Source organism: Streptomyces sp. Tu 3180 (assembly GCF_009852415.1).
In the GTDB taxonomy this organism is placed as follows: domain Bacteria; phylum Actinomycetota; class Actinomycetes; order Streptomycetales; family Streptomycetaceae; genus Streptomyces.
In genome coordinates, this window is sequence record NZ_WOXS01000002.1 from 8,333,022 (window position 1) to 8,352,016 (window position 18,995).

General features: G+C 75.6%; 17 protein-coding genes. 16 read left to right on the top strand and 1 reads right to left on the bottom strand.

The window, feature by feature from the left end:
- Positions 1 to 6: 6 nt before the first annotated feature.
- The 5 genes from GL259_RS37250 to GL259_RS37270 are packed head-to-tail and all read left to right on the top strand — an operon-like array spanning position 7 to position 5,088.
- A complete protein-coding gene (locus GL259_RS37250) occupies positions 7 to 276 on the top strand; it encodes an acyl carrier protein (protein ID WP_159538182.1) in 270 nt (89 codons plus the stop codon).
- 13 nt (positions 277 to 289) lie between these two features.
- The gene (fabG, locus tag GL259_RS37255; RefSeq protein ID WP_159538184.1) at positions 290 to 1,078 is read left to right on the top strand and encodes a 3-oxoacyl-ACP reductase FabG; all 789 of its coding nucleotides are present in this window, start codon (positions 290 to 292) and stop codon (positions 1,076 to 1,078) included.
- Between the two features lie 37 nt (positions 1,079 to 1,115).
- On the top strand, positions 1,116 to 2,060 hold the full coding sequence (locus tag GL259_RS37260; protein WP_159538186.1) for an aromatase/cyclase: 945 nt from the start codon (positions 1,116 to 1,118) through the stop codon (positions 2,058 to 2,060).
- A 2-nt stretch (positions 2,061 to 2,062) separates the two neighbouring features.
- Positions 2,063 to 3,535: an FAD-dependent oxidoreductase gene (locus GL259_RS37265; RefSeq protein ID WP_159538188.1), complete on the top strand. Its 1,473-nt coding sequence runs from the start codon at positions 2,063 to 2,065 to the stop codon at positions 3,533 to 3,535.
- A gap of 50 nt (positions 3,536 to 3,585) precedes the next feature.
- Positions 3,586 to 5,088, top strand: a complete 1,503-nt coding sequence (locus GL259_RS37270; RefSeq protein ID WP_208026580.1) for an FAD-dependent monooxygenase — start codon at positions 3,586 to 3,588, stop codon at positions 5,086 to 5,088.
- A 290-nt stretch (positions 5,089 to 5,378) separates the two neighbouring features.
- Here the strand turns inward: GL259_RS37270 and GL259_RS37275 are convergent, their stop codons facing one another.
- Positions 5,379 to 6,464 carry a methyltransferase gene (locus GL259_RS37275; RefSeq protein WP_159538190.1) on the bottom strand — a complete coding sequence of 362 codons (1,086 nt, stop codon included), beginning with the start codon at positions 6,462 to 6,464 and terminating at the stop codon, positions 5,379 to 5,381.
- A gap of 253 nt (positions 6,465 to 6,717) precedes the next feature.
- On the opposite strand from GL259_RS37275, the gene GL259_RS37280 reads away from it, so the two are divergent.
- The 11 genes from GL259_RS37280 to GL259_RS37330 all read left to right on the top strand — a co-directional run bounded on the left by GL259_RS37280 (position 6,718) and on the right by GL259_RS37330 (position 18,995).
- Positions 6,718 to 7,800, top strand: a complete 1,083-nt coding sequence (locus GL259_RS37280) for a ScyD/ScyE family protein (protein WP_159538192.1) — start codon at positions 6,718 to 6,720, stop codon at positions 7,798 to 7,800.
- Positions 7,801 to 8,145: 345 nt separating this feature from the next.
- Positions 8,146 to 9,273: an inositol-3-phosphate synthase gene (locus tag GL259_RS37285; protein WP_159538194.1), complete on the top strand. Its 1,128-nt coding sequence runs from the start codon at positions 8,146 to 8,148 to the stop codon at positions 9,271 to 9,273.
- Positions 9,274 to 9,389: 116 nt separating this feature from the next.
- On the top strand, positions 9,390 to 10,247 hold the full coding sequence (locus tag GL259_RS37290; RefSeq protein WP_243762628.1) for an SCO3242 family prenyltransferase: 858 nt from the start codon (positions 9,390 to 9,392) through the stop codon (positions 10,245 to 10,247).
- Positions 10,244 to 11,089, top strand: coding sequence for a sugar phosphate isomerase/epimerase family protein (locus GL259_RS37295; protein WP_159538196.1), 846 nt, complete (start codon positions 10,244 to 10,246; stop codon positions 11,087 to 11,089). Before GL259_RS37290 ends, GL259_RS37295 begins: the two co-directional genes overlap by 4 nt.
- Complete coding sequence (locus GL259_RS37300; protein ID WP_159538198.1) at positions 11,086 to 11,676, top strand: EboA domain-containing protein; 591 nt, start codon at positions 11,086 to 11,088, stop codon at positions 11,674 to 11,676. Before GL259_RS37295 ends, GL259_RS37300 begins: the two co-directional genes overlap by 4 nt.
- On the top strand, positions 11,676 to 12,548 hold the full coding sequence (locus GL259_RS37305) for a TatD family hydrolase (protein ID WP_159538200.1): 873 nt from the start codon (positions 11,676 to 11,678) through the stop codon (positions 12,546 to 12,548). Before GL259_RS37300 ends, GL259_RS37305 begins: the two co-directional genes overlap by 1 nt.
- A 4-nt stretch (positions 12,549 to 12,552) precedes the next feature.
- The gene (gene eboE / locus GL259_RS37310) at positions 12,553 to 13,722 is read left to right on the top strand and encodes a metabolite traffic protein EboE (protein ID WP_159538202.1); all 1,170 of its coding nucleotides are present in this window, start codon (positions 12,553 to 12,555) and stop codon (positions 13,720 to 13,722) included.
- A complete protein-coding gene (locus tag GL259_RS37315; RefSeq protein ID WP_159538204.1) occupies positions 13,719 to 15,143 on the top strand; it encodes a nucleotide pyrophosphatase/phosphodiesterase family protein in 1,425 nt (474 codons plus the stop codon). The genes eboE and GL259_RS37315 overlap by 4 nt, the downstream gene beginning before the upstream one ends.
- Positions 15,144 to 15,270: 127 nt before the next feature.
- The gene (locus tag GL259_RS37320) at positions 15,271 to 15,600 is read left to right on the top strand and encodes a 4Fe-4S dicluster-binding protein (RefSeq protein WP_208026581.1); all 330 of its coding nucleotides are present in this window, start codon (positions 15,271 to 15,273) and stop codon (positions 15,598 to 15,600) included.
- The gene (locus GL259_RS37325; protein WP_159538206.1) at positions 15,597 to 17,537 is read left to right on the top strand and encodes a hypothetical protein; all 1,941 of its coding nucleotides are present in this window, start codon (positions 15,597 to 15,599) and stop codon (positions 17,535 to 17,537) included. Before GL259_RS37320 ends, GL259_RS37325 begins: the two co-directional genes overlap by 4 nt.
- 57 nt (positions 17,538 to 17,594) lie before the next feature.
- Entirely contained in the window at positions 17,595 to 18,995 is a 1,401-nt protein-coding gene (locus tag GL259_RS37330; protein ID WP_159538208.1) for an amidase family protein, read from the top strand.

Sequence of the window (18,995 nt, forward strand, 5' to 3'; positions counted from 1 at the left end):
CCCACCATGGCCACCAAGCTGTTCACCCTGGACGACCTCAAGCGCACCCTGCGGGAGGCCGCAGGGGTGGCCGAGGGCGTCGACCTGGACGGCGACATCCTCGACACCGAGTTCGAGGTGATCGGCTACGAGTCGCTCGCGCTGCTGGAGGCCGGCAGCCTGATCGAGCGCGAGTACGGCATCTCCCTGGACGAGGAGGCCGTCGGCGAGGCCAACACGCCGCGCTCCTTCATCGACGTCGTCAACGCGCAGCTCGCGCCGGCCCAGGCCGCCTGAAAGGGGACCTGAGATGACGCAGCACAGCACCCCGCGCACCGCCCTGGTCACCGGCGCCACCAGCGGCATCGGCCTGGCCTCGGCCCGCCTGCTGGCCTCCACCGGCCACCGCGTCTTCATCGGCGCGCGCAGCGCCGACAACGTCGCCGCCACCGTCAAGGACCTCCAGGCCGAGGGCCTGGAGGTGGACGGCGCCGTGGCCGACGTGCGCGACACCGCCTCGGTGGAGGCGTTCGTGCAGGCCGCCGTCGACCGCTTCGGCCCCATCGACGTGCTGGTCAACAACGCGGGCCGCTCCGGCGGCGGCGTGACCGCCGACCTCACCGACGAACTGTGGCAGGACGTGCTGGAGACCAACCTCACCAGCGTCTTCCGGGTCACCCGCGCGGTCCTGACCACCGGCGGCATGCGCCACAAGGACCGCGGCCGCATCATCAACATCGCCTCCACGGCCGGCAAGCAGGGCGTCGTCCTGGGCGCCCCCTACTCGGCCTCCAAGCACGGCGTGGTCGGCTTCACCAAGGCCCTGGGCAACGAACTGGCCCCGACCGGCATCACCGTCAACGCGGTCTGCCCCGGCTACGTCGAGACCCCGATGGCCCAGCGCGTGCGCCAGGGCTACGCGGCCGCCTACGGCACCACCGAGGACGCCATCCTGGAGAAGTTCCAGGCGAAGATCCCGCTCGGCCGCTACTCCACGCCCGAGGAGGTCGCCGGCCTCGTCGGCTACCTGGCCTCCGACACGGCCGCCTCCATCACCGCCCAGGCCCTCAACGTCTGCGGCGGCCTGGGCAACTTCTGACCTCCGCCCCACCGACACCCCTTCGAGGAGACACCTCATGACCACGCGTGAGGTCGAGCACGAGATCACCATCGACGCCCCGGCCGCCGCGGTCTACGACCTGCTCGCGGACGTCACCCACTGGCCGCGGATCTTCCCGCCCACCATCCACGTCGACCGGCTCGAGCGGCAGGGCGACGAGGAGGTGATCCGCATCTGGGCCACCGCCAACGGCCGGCCCAAGAACTGGACCTCGCGCCGGACGCTGGACGCCGACCGCCTGACCATCGCCTTCCGCCAGGAGATCCCGGCGCCGCCCGTGCGGCACATGGGCGGCACCTGGATCATCGAGCCGACCGGCGAGGCCGTCTGTCGGGTGCGGCTGCTGCACGACTACAGCGCCGTCGGCGACGACCCGCACGACCTGCTGTGGATCGAGCGGGCCGTGGACCACAACAGCACCTCGGAACTGGCCGCGCTGAAGGAGAACGTCGAGCGCGTGCACGCCGCCGACACCGAGCGGCTGACCTTCTCCTTCACCGACACCGTGCACGTCGCCGGCAGCGCCAAGGACGTCTTCGACTTCATCAACGAGGCCGACCGGTGGGCCGAGCGGCTGCCCCACGTGGCCGTCGTACGCCTCACCGAGGACACCCCGGGCCTGCAGGAACTGCAGATGGACACCCGCGCCAAGGACGGCTCGGTGCACACCACCAAGTCGTACCGCGTCGTCTTCCCGCACCACAAGATCGCCTACAAGCAGGTCACGCTGCCCGCCCTGATGACCCTGCACACCGGCGAGTGGACGTTCACCGAGACCGAGGAGGGCACCACCGCCTCCTCCCAGCACACCGTCACCCTCAACACCGACAACATCACGCGCGTGCTGGGCGCCGACGCCACCGTCGCCGACGCCCGCGCCTACGTGCACACGGCGCTGTCCACCAACAGCCGCGCCACGCTGTCCCACGCCAAGGCCCACGCCGAGCAGAAGAAGGCCTGACCGTGGCAGCGGACCGCCTCGCGGCCGACGCCGTCGTCGTCGGGGCCGGTCCCGTCGGGCTCATGCTCGCCGGTGAACTGGCCCAGGCCGGCGTCGACGTGGTCGTCCTGGAAAAACGGCACGCCCACAACCACGAGTCGCGGGCCTCCACCCTGCACGCGCGCACCATGGAGATCCTCGACAGCCGGGGACTGCTGCCCGACTTCGGCACCCCGCCCGCCGAGCCCCGCGGCCACTTCGGCGGCGTCCCCCTCGACCTCACCCTGCCCAGCACCCACCCGGGCCAGTGGAAGGTGCAGCAGACCAAGACCGAGGCGGTCCTGGAGGAATGGGCGCTGTCGCTGGGCGCCGACCTGAAGTGCAAGCACGAACTCCTCGCCGTCCACGACACCGGGGAACGGGTCGAGGCCGAGGCCGCCGGCCCCGGCGGCCCGCTGCGCCTGCACTGCCGCTACCTGGTGGCCTGCGACGGCGAGGACAGCACCGTGCGCCGGCTGCTGGGCGCCGACTTCCCCGGACACGACGCCGGCCGCGAACTGCTGCGCGCCGACGTCGACGGCATCCGCATCCCCGCCCGGCGCTTCGAACGGCTGGACAAGGGACTGGCCATCGCCGCCCGCCGCCCCGACGGCGTGACCCGGGTGATGGTGCACGCGTTCGGCTCCACCGCACGCCCACGCACCCACGACGCCCGCTTCGAAGAGATCGTCACCGCCTGGAGGCGGGTCACCGGCGAGGACATCAGCGGCGGCACCCCGCTGTGGGTCAACGCCTTCGGCGACGCCTCCCGCCAGCTCACCCGCTACCGGCACGGCCGGATCCTGTTCGCGGGCGACGCCGCCCACCGGCAGATGCCGATCGGCGGACAGGCCCTCAACCTCGGCCTGCAGGACGCCTTCAACCTCGGCTGGAAACTCGCCCTGCACCTGCGCGGCCAGGCGGGCGAGGACCTGCTGGACACCTACCACACCGAGCGCCACGCGGTCGGCCGGCGGGTGCTGGCCAACATCCGCGCCCAGGCCCACATGCTGCTCGGCGACCGCACCGTGGAACCCCTGCGCACCCTGCTCGGCGAGCTGATCACCCAGCAGGACGCACGGACCCACCTCGCCGGCATGATCAGCGGCCTGGACGTGCGCTACGACGTCGGCGGCCCCGCACACCCGCTGCTCGGCGCCCGGCTGCCGCACACCGCCCTGCACACCGGCCGGCGCCGGCTGCACCCCGCCCAGCTGCTGCACACCGGCGGCGGCGTCCTGCTGGACCTGCGCGGCACCCCCGCCGAACCGCCCGAGGGCTGGACGGACCGGGTGAGCGCGGTGGCGGTCACCCCGCAGGACCCCGGCGCCCTGCACGGCGCCGAGCGCGTGCTGCTGCGCCCGGACGGCCACGTCGCCTGGGCCGGCACCCCCTCCCGCCCGCACGGCCTGGACACGGCCCTGCGGCGCTGGTTCGGCCCGCCCCGGCGCCGGTAGCCCACCCCCCACCGCAAGCGTCACGCTCGCATCCGAAGAAAGGAAACACCATGAAAGGGACAGCGGTGGACACCGATGTCGTCGTCGTGGGCGCGGGGCCGACCGGCCTGATGCTCGCCGGGGAACTCGCCCTGGGCGGAGCACGCGTCGTCGTGGTCGAGAAACTGACCGACCCCACCATGCAGTCGCGCGGCCTGGGCTTCACCGCCCGCACCATGGAGTCCTTCGACCAGCGCGGCCTGCTGCCCCGCTGGGGCGGCCTGGAGACCATGCCGGTCGGGCACTTCGGCGGCATCCAGTTCGACTACTCCGTCCTGCCGGACGCCCACTTCGGCGCGCGCGGCGTGCTGCAGTGGAAGACCGAGGAGGTCCTGGAGAAGTGGGCCACCGAACTCGGCGCGGACATCCGGCGGGGCTGGGAGTTCACCGACCTCGCCGACGGCTTCCTGGACGGCGACGCCGTCGAGATCGCCCTGGACACCCCCGACGGACCGCAGCGGCTGCGCGCCTCGTACCTGGTGGGCTGCGACGGCTCGCGCAGCCGGATCCGCAAGGCGGCCGGCTTCGACTTCCCCGGCATCCCCGCCACCCGCAAGATGTACGTCGCCGACGTCGTCGGCTGCGACCTGCGCCCGCGCTACCTCGGCGAGCGGCTGCCCCGGGGCATGGTCATGGTCGGCCCGCTGGGCGACGGCGTGAACCGGCTCATCGCCTGCCCGCACGGCGCCCCGGCCAGCGACCGCGACGCCAGCGTCCCCTTCCAGGAGGTCGCCGACGCCTGGGAGCACATCACCGGGGAGGACATCCACCACGGCGGCGCCAAGTGGGTCAGCTCCTTCACCGACGCCACCCGCCAGGCCTCCCAGTACCGGCGCGGCCGGGTCTTCCTGGCCGGCGACGCCGCCCACATCCACCTCCCGGCCGGCGGGCAGGGGCTGAGCACCGGGGTGCAGGACGCGGTCAACCTCGGCTGGAAGCTGGCCCTGGTCACCCGCGGGGCGGCACCGCGGACGCTGCTCGACACCTACCACGCCGAACGGCACCCGGTGGGCCGGCGGCTGCTGATGAACACCCGCGCCCAGGGCACCATCTTCCTCGGCGGCGAGCAGGCGGACCCGCTGCGCGAACTGTTCGCCGAACTGCTGCGCCACGACGACGTCAAGAAGCACCTGGCGGGCATCGTCAGCCACCTCGACATCCGCTACGACCTCGGGCCGCAGGCCGGCGACCACCCGCTCACGGGCCGCAGGATGCCGCCGCGCACGCTGCGGGGCGAGGGCGGCCGCACCCGCATCGCCGAACTGCTGCACGGCGGGCGCGGCGTGCTGCTGGACCTGGCCGACGACGCCGGGGTGCGGCGCGCGGCGGCCGGCTGGCAGGGCCGCGTGGACGTGGCGACCGTGACCGCCGCGGACGACGCCGCCACCGAGGCGCTGGCCGGCGCGACGGCCGTGCTGGTCCGCCCCGACGGCTACGTGGCGTGGGCCGGCACCGCGGCCCACGACGGACTCACCGACGCCCTGCAGCGCTGGTTCGGCGCCGCGGCCCACTGACCCCCCACGCACGACCGGCCCCCCTCTCGGTGCGCACCCCCCTTTTTTCCCGCACCGAACCCCCCGGGCGGCCGGGGCGTGCGGTGCCCCCCCCGCACCGCACGCCCCGGCCGCCCCCGCGCATGCCCCGCCGCGCCCGAACGCGGCGCAGGACCCCGCCCCGGGGCGGCCGAAAGGCCCCCGGCCGCCCCGCAACCCCGGCGGACCGGCACCCTGGGCCGCACGACCGAGGCCCCGGCCGCCCCCCTTCGCGGGGCGCGGCCGGGGCCTCGGCGGATCCGGCGCGGCGATCAGACCGGCACGGCCTCGACGACCGACACCGCGGACGCCGTCTCCACCACGCGCTCCAGCCGGAAACCGGCACGGGCCAGCAGGTCGGCGTACTGGGCGGCCGTGCGCTCCCGGCCCCCGACGAGCAGCATCAGCCACAGGTCGACCAGCTTGCCCGAGTGCGGCTCGTCGCCCTGCTCCGGCACGACCATCTCCACCAGCAGCAGCCGGCCGCCCGGCCGCACGGCCGCCCGCACGTTCCGCAGGATCCTCAGCGCCTCCTCCTCGGGCCAGTCGTGCACGATGTGCTTGAGGACGTAGGCGTCGGCGCCGGCGGGAACCTCGCCGAACAGGTCACCGGCCACGGTCGTGCACCGGTCGGCGACCCCCTCCCGGGCCAGGAACTCCGCGGCCCCGTTGCCCTCCACCCGCGGATCGAACAGGACGCCGCGGACCTCGGGGAACGCGCGCAGGATGCCCGACAGCAGCCCGCCCTGCCCGCCGCAGAAGTCCAGCACGGTGCCGAAGGCGGAGAAGTCGTAGGCGGCGACCACCGGAGCGGTCTCGGTGGCGGACATGTTGCCCATGCCGCCGATGAACACCGCGCCGTACTCCGGATTGCTCTCCAGGTACTCGAACTCGCCCATGCCCCGCAGCTTCGGCGGGCTCGGCTCGCCGGTGACCACCGTCTCCAGGAAGGTGCTCCAGTCCTCCCAGTGGATCGGATGCCCCATCAGCAGCGCGATGTCCCGCATCGTCATCGGGTGGTCGGCGCGCAGCGCCTCGCCCATCGGGGTCAGCCCGTACGTGCCGTCCGGGCGGCCGGCGAAGACCCCGTGCGCGGCCAGCAGCCGCAGCACCCGGCCCAGGGCGTCCGGATGCGCGCCCACCCGCCCGGCGATCTCCTCCGGGGCGAGCGGACCGTTTGCCAGCGCCTCGGCCACCCGCAGCTCCGCGGTCACCCGCAGCGCCTGCGTGACCATCGATCCCATGATCAGCTCGAGCAGGGCGAAGGGCGGCGGCGCCATTTCCCTGACCTGCCTCTGCAGTTCCGCCCGCTGTTTTTCCAGGTCGCGGACCACCGAAGGGGGCGGCATTTCGGGCATGCGATTCCTCCCGTGCGGTATGTGCACACTCTGTCCCAGCCGCCGAACGGGCAAGGGACCCGGCTGTCCACGGTAGGAAGAATTTTCGGGGCCCGCCGGAGGGCCGCTCGAATTCCGGTCGTGTCTGAATTCACTCTGTTTAAGTGCGGAAAATAAGCGGTCAGACACACCCGCCGGTCCCCCTATGGTGGCGCAGGTTTCGCGTCCGACTCTCCGAATCATCGGGGGAATCATGCAGCAGCAAAGGAGAGACATGTCGAATTCACGCACCTCCTGGAAGAAGACCCTGCCGGCGGCCGCCGCCGCCGCGATGCTGGCGGCCCCGCTGGCCGCCGCACCGGCCCAGGCCGACGAGGACCCCCTGGCCGCGGTGACGGTCGTCGCCTCCGACCTGAAGAACCCGCGCGGCATCACCGCCCAGTCCGACGGCTCCCTGCTGGTGGCCGAGGCCGGCGAGGGCCTGCCGGGCTGCGCCGCGGGCACCCGCTGCCTGGGCGCCACCGGCGCCCTGGTCAAGGTGCCCTTCGGCGGCAAGAAGAGCCGCGTGGTGACCGGCCTGCCCTCCACCGCCGTCGGCGCCGCCGACCCCACCACCGTCAACGCCAGCGGCCCGGTCCAGGCCGTGCGCGACGCCGCCGGCGGCTACACCGTGCTGGCCGGCTTCGGCGGCCCGGGCACCCCCCAGCTGCGCTCCTCGCTCGGCGACGCCGCCAAGACGCTGGGCACCGTCTTCCGCACCGGCGACGGCAAGGTCCTCGGCGACCTGGTCACCCACGAGGCCGCCCTGAACCCCGACGGCGGGGACGTCAACGGCAACCCGTGGCGGTTCGTGCAGGACGGCTCGGGCTTCCTGGCCACCGACGCCGGCGCGAACGACGTGGTCGCCGTCCCGGGCACCGGCACCACCTCCACCCAGTACGTGCTGGCGAAGAACGGCACCGCCGAGTCGGTGCCCACCGGCATCGTCAGGAAGTCGGACGGCACGCTCTACATAGCCGACATGGGAGGCGGGCAGGTCGGCGGCTCGCGCATCTGGAAGGTGCCGCCGGGCCAGCAGCCGCAGGTCCTCGTCTCCGGGCTGACCAACCTCGTGGACCTCGCCTTCGACTGGAAGGGCGACCTGCTCGCCCTGTCCTACAGCTCCTCCTCGCTGGCCGGGGCGCCGACCGCCGGCTCGCTGTCCGAGATCGACCTGAGCACCAAGACGGTCACCACCATCCCCACCGGCGGCAAGCTCAAGCAGCCCTCCGGCCTCGGGGTCGACGCCTTCGGCTGCGTGTACGTCACCAACAACTCCGTCGGCACCAACGGCCAGCTGGTGCGCATCGACTACTGAGGTGCGCAGCCACCCCTGAGGTGCGCCTCGACCACCGCGGGCGGCCGGCGAAGGCCCGGCCCCCCCACCGTGCCGCCGACCGAGGCGCACCCCCCTTTTTCCGCGGCCCCGCCGGGTTCCCCCGCCGGCGGGGCCGCCGCCGTGCCCGCACCCGCGGCGGGCGCGGCACCCGCCCCGACCGGGCGGAACACGTGGTGGCCGGGCGGCGGCCACGCCTCCGGTGGGGAACGGCTCGGCCGCCGCTCGACGGCGGCCGGAGGGGGACCGCCGCCGGCCGCACGGATCGGCATCCTGGCCGGGCATCCGCTCGCGCGGACCCTCAGCCCACGCCCAAGGAGGCCGCCCGTGTCCGTTCACGCCCCCACCCCCGCCGCAGAGCCCACCGGCGTGTGGCTGGTCGGCGCCCGGGGCTCGGTCGCCACGACGACCATCGCCGGCTGCGCCGCCCTGGCGGGAGGACTGCTGCCGCCCACCGGCCTGGTCACCGAGACGCCCGCGTTCGCCCACAGCGGCCTGCCCGCCCTGTCCGGCCTGGTCTTCGGCGGCCACGACACCGCCGGCAGCCCGCTGCCCAAGCGGGCCGAGCAGCTCGCCGCCCAGGGGGTGCTGCCGCACTGGCTGCCGGGCGCCGTGCACGGCGAACTGTCCGCCGCCGACAGCCGCATCCGCCCCGGCGGGCCGCTGCCCGGCGACGAGCGCGGCACCGAGGAACTGATCACCGCGTTCGCCGGGGACCTGCGGGAGTTCACCCGCACCACCGGCGCCGCCCGCACCGTCGTGGTGAACGTCGCCTCCACCGAACCCGCCCCCGGCCCCGGCGAGTGGCCGGCCAGCTCCCTGTACGCGGCGGCCGCCCTGCGCGCCGGCTGTTCCTACGTCAACTTCACGCCCTCGGCCGGGCTGCACCACCCGCACCTGGCCGGCGCGGCCGCCGCCGCGGGCCTGCCCAGCGCGGGCCGGGACGGCAAGACCGGCCAGACCCTGCTGCGGGCGGTGCTGGCACCGATGTTCCGCCAGCGGGCCCTGCAGGTGCGGGCCTGGTCGGGCACGAACCTGCTCGGCGGCGGCGACGGCGCCGCGCTCGCCGACCCGGCCACCGCCGCCGCGAAGAACGCCGGCAAGGAGCGGGTGCTGGCCGACAACCTCGGGCACACGCCGCAGGGCCAGGTGCACATCGACGACGTGCCGGTGCTCGGCGACTGGAAGACCGCCTGGGACCACGTCGCCTTCGAGGGCTTCCTCGGCACCCGCATGGTGCTCCAGACGATCTGGCAGGGCTGCGACTCGGCGCTGGCCGCGCCGCTCGTCCTGGACCTGGCCCGCCTGCTGGCCCGCGCCCACGAGGCGGGCCTGTCCGGGCCGCGCCCCGAACTCGGCTTCTACTTCAAGGACCCCGACGGCGACGGCACGTCCCTGGCCCAGCAGTACGCGGCCCTGCTGGCGTTCGCCGGCCGGCTGGGGGAGCACCGGTGAGCCCCGCCCCCGCCGGCCTGGCCCGGCGCCCGCGCCCCGGCTCCCCGCACACCGCCGCCGCGGCCGCCGCCGCCCGCCCGGCGGTCCCCGCCGCCACGGCCCGGGCCTGGGCCGAACTGCTGCGGCTGCCCGCGGTGTTCACGGTGCCCGGCGACGTCCTGGCCGGCACCGCGGCCGCCGGGGCGCGGCCCGGCCGGCCGGCCGTCCTCGCGGTGGGCGCCTCGGTGTGCCTGTACGAGGCGGGCATGACCCTCAACGACTGGGCGGACCGCGCCGAGGACGCGGTGGCGCGCCCGCACCGCCCGCTGCCCTCGGGCCGCGTCCGGCCGCGGGCCGCCCTCACCGCGGCGGGCACGCTGACCGCGGCGGGCCTGGCCCTGGCCGCCTGCGCGGGCCGGCGCGCCCTCGCCGTCGCCGTGCCGCTGGCGGCCACGGTGTGGGCGTACGACCTGAAGCTGAAGCACACCCCGGCCGGTCCCGCCGCCATGGCCGCCGCCCGCGGCCTGGACCTGCTGCTGGGCGCGGCCGCCGCGGGCCGCCCGCTGCGCCCGGCCCTCGTCCCGGCGGCCACCCTGGCCGGCCACACCTGCGCCGTCACCCTGGTCTCCCGCCGCGAGACCGAGGGCGGCTCACCGGCGGCCCCGCTCACGGCCCTGGCGGCCACCGCGGCCGTGACCGCGAGCCTGCTGCCCCCCGCCCCCCGCCCCGCCGCACCCGGTCCGGCCGCGGACCGCCCGGCCGTACGCACCGCCCTGGCCCTGGGCTACCTCGCCACGGCCGCCCGGCCCCTGGCGCACGCCGCCCTGCATCCGTCCCCCGTGCTCCTGCAGCGGGCGGTCGGCGCCGGGATCCGGGCCACCGTCTGCCTGCAGGGGGCGCTGGCGGCCCGGGCCGGGGCGCCCGCGGCCGGACTGCTGACCGCGGCGCTGGCCCCGGTCGCGGCCCGGCTGGCACGCAAGGTGAGCCCCACATGAGCCGGCTGCGCCTGGGCTACGGCACCAACGGGCTGACCGACCTGCGCCTGGACGACGCGCTCGCCCTGCTCGCCGACCTCGGCTACGACGGCGTCGGCCTGACCCTCGACCACATGCACCTCGACCCGCTCGCCCCCGGCCTGGCCGCCCGCAGCGCCCGGGTCGCGCGCCGGCTGGAGGCGCTCGGCCTGGGCGTCACCGTGGAGACCGGGGCCCGCTACGTGCTCGACCCGCGCCGCAAGCACGGCCCGTCCCTGCTGGACCCCGACCCCGACGACCGCGCCCGCCGCGTCGACCTGCTCGTCCGGGCCGTCCGCGTCGCCGCCGACCTCGGCGCGCACGCCGTGCACTGCTTCAGCGGCGTCCCGCCGGCCGGCACCGACGCGGACACCGCCTGGAAGCGCCTGGCGCACGCGCTGGAACCGGTCCTGGACGCCGCGCGGCGGACCGGCGTCCCGCTCGCGGTCGAACCCGAACCCGGCCACCTGCTCGCCACCCTCGCCGACTTCCACCGGCTGCGGGCCGACCTCGGCGACCCGCCCCCGCTCGGCCTGACCCTGGACATCGGCCACTGCCAGTGCCTCGAACCGGACCCGCCCGCCGACTGCGTGCGCCAGGCCGCGCCCTGGCTGCGCCACGTGCAGATCGAGGACATGCGCCGCGGCGTCCACGAACACCTCCCCTTCGGCGACGGCGAGATCGACTTCCCGCCCGTCCTCGCGGCCCTGGCCGCCACCGGCTACCGGGGCCTGACCGTGGTCGAACTGCCCCGCCACTCCCACGCCGGCCCCGAACTCGCCGCGCGCTGCCTGCCCTTCCTGCGAAACGGAGGCACCCGATGACCGCCCTCCACACCCCCGCCGGCCCCCCGGCCGCGCCCGGCCCCGCCCAGGACGAGCGAAGCTGGCTCGCCCGGGCGTGCGCCGCGGCCGCCGCCGGGGACCCCGGATGGGAACTGCGCTTCGCGCAGGCCGGCCGCCGCTGCCGCGCCCTCGGCGACGCCGCCCGGGTGGACCTGCTGGCCGCCGCCCGGCCGGACGCGGCCACCGTGACCCGGCTGTACCGGCAGGGCACGGCCGCCGAACGCCGCGCCGTGCTGCTGGCCCTGCCGCGGCTCGGCCTCGAACCCGCGCACGGGGTGCCGCTGCTCGAGGACGCCCTGCGCACCAACGACACCCGCCTGCTGGCCGCCGCCCTCGGCCCGTACGCCGCCCGGCACCTGGACGCCCACGCCTGGCGGCACGCGGTGCTCAAGTGCCTGTTCACCGGCACGCCGGTGAGCTGCGTCTTCGCCCTGGCCGGCCGGGCCCGCGGGGACGGGGAACTGGCCCGCATGCTGCGCGCGTTCGCGGGCGAGCGCACCGCCGCCAACCGCGCGGTCCCCGAAGACCTGCACCACGTGCTCGCCCTGACCGAGGAGGAACGGTAATGCGCATCTTCGACCCGCACATCCACATGACGTCGCGGACCACCGACGACTACGAGGCGATGCACGCCGCGGGGGTGCGGGCGGTGGTGGAGCCCTCCTTCTGGCTCGGCCAGCCCCGCACCTCGGTGGCCTCCTTCCTGGACTACTTCGACGCCCTGCTGGGCTGGGAGCCCTTCCGCGCCGCCCAGTACGGCATCGCCCACCACTGCACGCTCGCCCTCAACCCCAAGGAGGCCAACGACCCGCGCTGCACGCCGGTCCTGGAGGAGCTGCCCCGCTACCTGGTCAAGGACGGCGTGGTGGCGGTCGGGGAGATCGGCTACGACTCCATGACCCCGGCCGAGGACGCCGCGCTGGCCGCCCAGCTGCAGCTCGCCGCCGACCACGGCCTGCCCGCGCTGGTGCACACCCCGCACCGCGACAAGCTGGCCGGGCTGCGCCGCACCCTGGACGTGGTGCGCGAGTCGGACCTGCCGGTGGAGCACGTGCTGCTGGACCACCTCAACGAGACGACCGTCGCCGCGGCCCGGGACAGCGGCTGCTGGCTGGGCTTCTCCGTCTACCCCGACACCAAGATGGACGAGGCGCGCATGGTGGCGGTGCTCCAGGAGTTCGGCCCGCAGCGGGTGCTGGTCAACTCGGCCGCCGACTGGGGCAGGAGCGACCCGCTGAAGACCCGCAAGGTCGCCGACGCCATGCTCGCCGCCGGCCTCGGCGAGGACACGGTGGACCTCGTGCTGTGGCGCAACCCGGTCGCCTTCTACTCCCTCAGCGGCCGCCTCGACCTCGACGTCCCGCAACCGCAGGACCTGCACGAGGGCAACTCCATCCTGCGCGGCGCCCCGGCCGCCCCCGTGCCCGCCGGGCGGTGACCCGGTGCGCTTTCGCCACCCCGACGGCAGCGTCGTCCACCTCGCCTACTGCACCAACGTCCACCCCGCCGAGAGCCTCGACGGCGTCCTCGGCCAGCTCCGTGACCACTGCGAGCCCGTCCGCCGCCGCCTCGGCCGCGACCGGCTCGGCATCGGCCTGTGGCTGGCCGCCGGCGCCGCCCGCACCCTGGACCGCGACCCGCGCGCCCTGCGCGCCCTGCGCACCGCCCTGGACCGCCACGGCCTGGAGGTCGTCACCCTCAACGGCTTCCCCTACGAGGGGTTCGGCGCCGGCGAGGTCAAGTACCGGGTGTACCGGCCGGACTGGGCGGACCCGCGCCGGCTCGCCCACACCCTCGCGCTCGCCCGGATCCTGGCCGCGCTGCTGCCCGACGACGTCACCGAGGGCAGCATCTCCACCCTGCCGCTGGCCTGGCGCACCGCCCACGACGCGCCGCGCGCGGCCCGCGCCCGGGCGGCCCTGACCGAACTGGCCGGCCGCCTCGAGGAACTGGCCCGCACCACCGGCCGCTCCGTGCGCGTCGCCCTGGAACCCGAGCCCGGCTGCGCGGTGGAGACCTGCGCCGACGCGATCGGCCCGCTCACCGCCGTGGGCCACGACCGCATCGGCGCCTGCGTCGACACCTGCCACCTGGCCACCTCCTTCGAGGACCCGCACACCGCCCTGCCCGCGCTGGCCGCGGCCGGGGCCGGCGTGGTCAAGGCCCAGCTGTCCGCGGCCCTGCACGCCGAGCACCCCGACCGCCCCGAGGTACGGGCCGCCCTGGCCGCGTTCGCCGAGCCGCGCTTCCTGCACCAGACCCGCACCCTCACCGCCGCCGGCCTGCGCGGCACCGACGACCTCGGCGAGGCCCTGGCCGGCGCCGGCCTGCCCGCCGGCCGTCCCTGGCGCGCCCACTTCCACGTCCCCCTGCACGCGGCCCCCGCCCCGCCCCTGACCTCCACCCTGCCGGTGCTGCGCCGCGCGCTGTCCGTCCTGGTCGGCGGCGACCGGCCGCTGACCCGGCACCTGGAGGTGGAGACCTACACCTGGCAGGCGCTGCCGCCCCAGCTGCGCCCGGGCGACGCCGGCGAACTCGCCGACGGCATCGCCGCCGAACTCGCCCTCGCCCGCGACCTGCTGACCGACCACGGCCTGAAGGAACTGCCATGACCCGCCCCGAGGGGCCCGCACCCCTGCTCGTGCTGGACGTCGTCGGCCTCACCCCGAAGCTCCTCGCCCACATGCCGCACCTGGCCGCCCTGGCCGCACGCGGCTCCAGCGCCCCGCTGGACACCGTGCTGCCCGCCGTCACCTGCTCGGTGCAGGCCACCTTCCTCACCGGCCGCACCCCCGCCGAACACGGCATCGTCGGCAACGGCTGGTACTTCCGCGACCTCGGCGAGGTCCTGCTGTGGCGGCAGAGCCACCACCTGATCGAGGGCGAACGCGTCTGGGACGCCGCCCGCCGCGCCCACCCCGGCTACACCGTCGCCAACATCTGCTGGTGGTACGCCATGGGCGCCGACACCGACTACACCGTCACCCCCCGCCCGGTCTACTACGCCGACGGCCGCAAGGAACCCGACTGCTACACCCGCCCGCCCGCCCTGCACGACGAACTCACCGAACGCCTGGGCACCTTCCCGCTGTTCAGCTACTGGGGCCCGGGCGCGGGCCTGGCCTCCTCCCGGTGGATCATCGACGCCACCCGGTACGTGATGGCCTCCCGCGACCCGCACCTGACCCTGGCCTACCTGCCGCACCTCGACTACGACCTGCAGCGCCACGGCCCCGACGACCCCCGCGCGGCGCGGGCGGCCGCCGACCTCGACACGGCCCTCGCCCCGCTGCTGCGACAGGCCCGCACGCAGGGCCGCACGGTGGTCGCCCTGTCGGAGTACGGCATCACGCCCGCCCGCCGCCCCGTCGACATCAACCGCGCCCTGCGCCGCGCCGGCCTGCTGCAGGTGCACACCCAGCACGGCATGGAGTACCTCGACCCGGCGGCCTCCCGCGCCTTCGCGGTCGCCGACCACCAGATCGCCCACGTCTACGTGCGCCGCCCCGAGGACCTGGACGCCGCCCGGGCCGCGCTCGAGGACCTGCCGGGCCTGGCCCGCCTCCTGGACGACGCCGGCCGCAGGGCCCACCACCTGGACCATCCCCGCTCCGGCGAGCTGGTCGCCGTCGCCGAGCCGGACGCCTGGTTCACGTACTACTACTGGCTCGACGACGCCCGCGCCCCCGACTTCGCGCGGCTGGTGGACATCCACCGCAAGCCCGGCTACGACCCCGCCGAGCTGTTCCTCGACCCCGCCGACCCCTACGTGCGGGTCAGGGCGGCGACCGCGCTGGCCCGCAAGAAGGCCGGCCTGCGCTACCGGATGGCGGTCGTCCCCCTCGACCCGTCCCCGGTCCGCGGCACCCACGGCCGGCTCCCCGCGGGCGACGACGACGCCCCGCTGGTGCTGTGCTCCGCCCCCGGCGCCCTGCCCGGCCGGATGGCCGCCACCCAGGTCAAGCAGCTGCTGCTGGACCTGGCCGGGGTGAGCGGCGGCACGCGCCGGCCGGCCGGCGCCGCCCGGGCCTGAAGCGGGCACGCCGCGTCTCGACCGGCCCCCCACCCGGGCTCCGGGCCCGGTCGAGGCGGTGCCCCGAACATCGGATGCGTCCGGTTTCCGGCTGTGGCCGGAAGACTCACCAAAGGGGTCCCTGCCCGTGAAAAAGATCGCCTCGTCGGCTGCGCTGTCCGGGCGGGCCGAGCGGATCGCCCAGCGCACCCGCCCCGACAACTGGAAGAAACCGCCGCGCCGCATCGAGAAGTCCGAGTGCATCACCTGCGACACCTGCCTGCGCAGCTGCCCCGAGGAGTTCGGGGCCATCTTCGACCGGGGCCTGGACGTCGTGATCGTCCCCGAGCTGTGCTCGGGCTGCCCCGCGTGCGTCCTGGAGTGCCCCGTCGACTGCATCTACGTCGACGAGGACTGGGCACCGACCGACGAGACGATGTGGAACCACATCGAGCTGACCGCCGGGGACGCGACATGAGCGGGCGCGGCGAGCGCGGCGAGTCCCGCCGCCAGATCAACGCACGCAAGCGGATCAGCCGCCGCCCCAGCCGCCTGGGCATCCCCGCGGGCACGGTCAAGCCGGACCGCGAGTTCGACCCCGAGGCCGGGTTCCCGGGCCTGCTGCAGCGGACCTGGCAGCGCGCCGGCCAGGAGGCCGACCTGCGCTCCTTCGTCGAGGTGCTGCTCACCCTCGACGGCCACGTGCCCGCCGACGTCCAGCTGCGCGCGCTCACCGCCGCCGAGGAGGCCGCGCTGCACGCGCTGTGCGGCCTGACCTGGCGCACCCCGGACACACCCGCGGCCGCGGACGGCGCGGGGGAGGGGGAGGAGGACGGCGACGGCACCGCCTTCCTCGGCGAGATCGGCCTGTCCACCTCCGGCCGGATCGTGCTGCGCGTGCCCTCCCAGGGCCCGCTGAAGAAGGACGACCTGGTCGGCGGCGTGCGCCGGGTGCCCTGGACGAACCGCGCGCTGCGCGCCTACCGGCAGCACGCCGAAGCCGCCGCCGCCCGCCTGCGGCAGAGCACCGCCGACTGCCGGCGCTGGCTGGAGGAGCAGGGCCCCCGCGGCCGCGACGAACTGCTGGCCCAGGCCAGGGAGGCGGCGCTGCGCACCGCGCCGTTCGTGCTCTACCAGCAGGAACGGCAGTACACTAACTTCCGCGACGCCAACAACCTCACCGGCAAGACGCTGTGGCCCGGCCACCCGGAGTGCGTGCTCAGCAGCCTGCACGGCCTGCCGCTCGCCCTGTGGTCGGACCACGACGTCCAGCTGGTCGTCTGCCTGACCCTGCTCATCCGCTCGGCCGGCTTCGGCCGCGTCGAGGAGGCCAACGGCACCCAGCTGACCACCGACCACGTCGCCCACATGCTGGAGCGGATCCGGCGCGGCTACAACGCCGTCCCCGGCGGCACCCCGGTCCCGCCCGCCGCCGCGCCCACCGCCGCGGCCCTGAACGACCTCGCCCTCGCCCTGCGCTCCCGCCGCGCCGAGACCGCCCGCGGCGCCCAGCTGTACCGCGAGATCCACGGCGCGCTCATGCACAAGATCGAACGCGTGGCGCAGGCCCCCGGCGAGCGGGCCCGGGCCCGCGAGGACGCGATGACCGCCCGCCTCACCGAGCGGCTGCCGCTGACCGGCACCACCCTGCACGAGCTGGGCGAGGACCTGGCCGCCGCCCCCGGCTGGCTCGCCGCCCCGCAGGGCGGCTTCGGCACCGGCCTGGAGCACCTCGTGCACGAGACGGTGGCCGCGGTCACCGAGGTGTTCGAGGCCGACTTCACGATGAGCCGCGGCCTGCGGTCGCTGCCCGACCTGATCGAGGCGCTGCGCGCGGAACGCTGGCCGGAGCTGTGCGACTGGGACATCACCCGCTTCTTCTGTTGCGTGGTCCCCCACCCCACGGCCGCACGGCACTTCGGCGGCTCCGCGGCCGCCCTCGCCGACGCCGCCTGGGCGATGTCCTCGCGCATGCAGTACAACTCCTGGCACTTCATCGCGGGCAACCTGCCCCGCACCGACGAGGTGCTCGCCCGCGACCACTTCGTGCCGCCGACGATCCCGGACGTCGCGTTCTACTCCGACCAGCACCACCACGGCCACGTCAACAACAAGGTGCGGTTCTCCATCCGCTCCCCGCAGGCCGTGCGGGTGGACGGGCGGGTCTTCAACGGCTTCATCGACCTGCGGCTGCTGCGCTGCGCGGGCACCCCCTTCGACGAGCAGGACCTGCTCGCCGCGCACCGGGTCTCCGCGCTGGTGGCCCGGGCCACGGGCCTGGCCGCCGCCCTGGCCGCGGCCGGCACGCCGGTCGAGGTCACCGCGTTCGACTCGCCCTGGCACTGGTCGGCCATCGCGGGCGGCGAGCCCGCGGCGGCGCCCACCGCGGCCGGGCCGGCCCGCCGTGCGTCCTGACGCGCACGGCGGGCCCCGCCCCGCCTCGCACCCCGAACGCTCGCGAAGGAGAGCCCGATGACCGCCCGCGGCATCAGCCACATCAAGGACCTCCTGTCCCGGGGGGAGATCACCGTCGTCGAACACGTCCGCTCCGTCCTGGAGGGCATCCGCGAGCGCGACACGCTGGGCGCCTACGTCGCGGCCGCGGGCGACGAGGCCCTGCGGGCCGCCGAGCGGGCCGACGCCCGCATCCGCGACCGGGGCCGCGAGGCCTGGTGGGAGCAGCCGCTGCTGGGCGTCACGGTCTCCGTCAAGGACCTGCTGCAGACCCGCGACCTGCCCACCACCCGCGGCTCGCTGCTGCCCAACGACCGCCCCCGCGAGGACGCCCCCGCGGTGGCCCGGCTGCGCGCCGCCGGCGCCGTCGTCGTCGGCAAGACCACCACCTCGGAGTTCGGGTGGAGCGCCTCCACCGTGGGCCGCGTCGCCCCGCCCACCCGCAACCCCTACGACCCGAACCTGACCGCCGGCGGCTCCAGCGGCGGCGCCGCCGCCGCGGTCGCCACCGGACTGTGCGAGGGCGCGCTGGGCACCGACGGATCCGGCTCCATCCGCATCCCGGCCGCGTTCTGCGGCGTCGTCGGCTACAAGCCGTCCTACGGCAAGGTGCCCTACTTCCCCAACGGCGCCGACCGCCTCGCCCACCAGGGCCCGCTGGCCCGCAGCGTCGCCGACGCCGCCCTGCTCGGCCAGGTGATCGCCGGGCCCCACCCCACCGACCCCGACTCCGGGCTCGGCTCCCTGGACTCCCCGCGCGACGTGCGCGCCCTGAGGATCGGCTGGATCGAGTACGAGGGCACCGACCCGCAGATCCGCCGGGTCACCGAGCAGGGCAGGGAACTGCTCGTGGCCGAGGGGCACCGGGTCGAGGAGGTCCAGGTGCGCTGCCAGAACCTCTACCCGGCCGTCGTCGACATCCTCGCCGCCACCGAGGCGGCCGGCACCCCGCCCGAGCACGAGGTCTTCTGCGACCCCGGCCGTCTGGAGATCGTCCGCCACGGCCGCACCCTCAGCGGGGTGCGGGTCATCCAGGCCGAGGAGGTGCGCCAGAACCTGCGCGCCACCCTGCGCTCGGTCATGGACCGCTACGACCTGCTCGCCATGGCGACCGTCCCCGTCGAGCCGTTCGACGCCGGCGCCATCGGCCCCGCCTGGGCGGCCGACCCGCGCGACCTGATGTGGCTGGCCTGGGCGCCCGCCTCCTACCCCTACAACATGACCGGCCAGCCGGCCGTCTCCCTGCCCGCCGGGCTGACCCGCTCCGGCCTCCCGGCCGGCCTGCAGCTCGTCGGCCCGGTCGGCGCCGACGACCTCGTCCTGACGGTGGCCCGCCGCCTGGAGGCGATGCTGGCGCCGCTGCCGCACCCGCCCGCGGCCGACCTCACCCCCGTCACCACCGGCGAAAGGACACCCTGA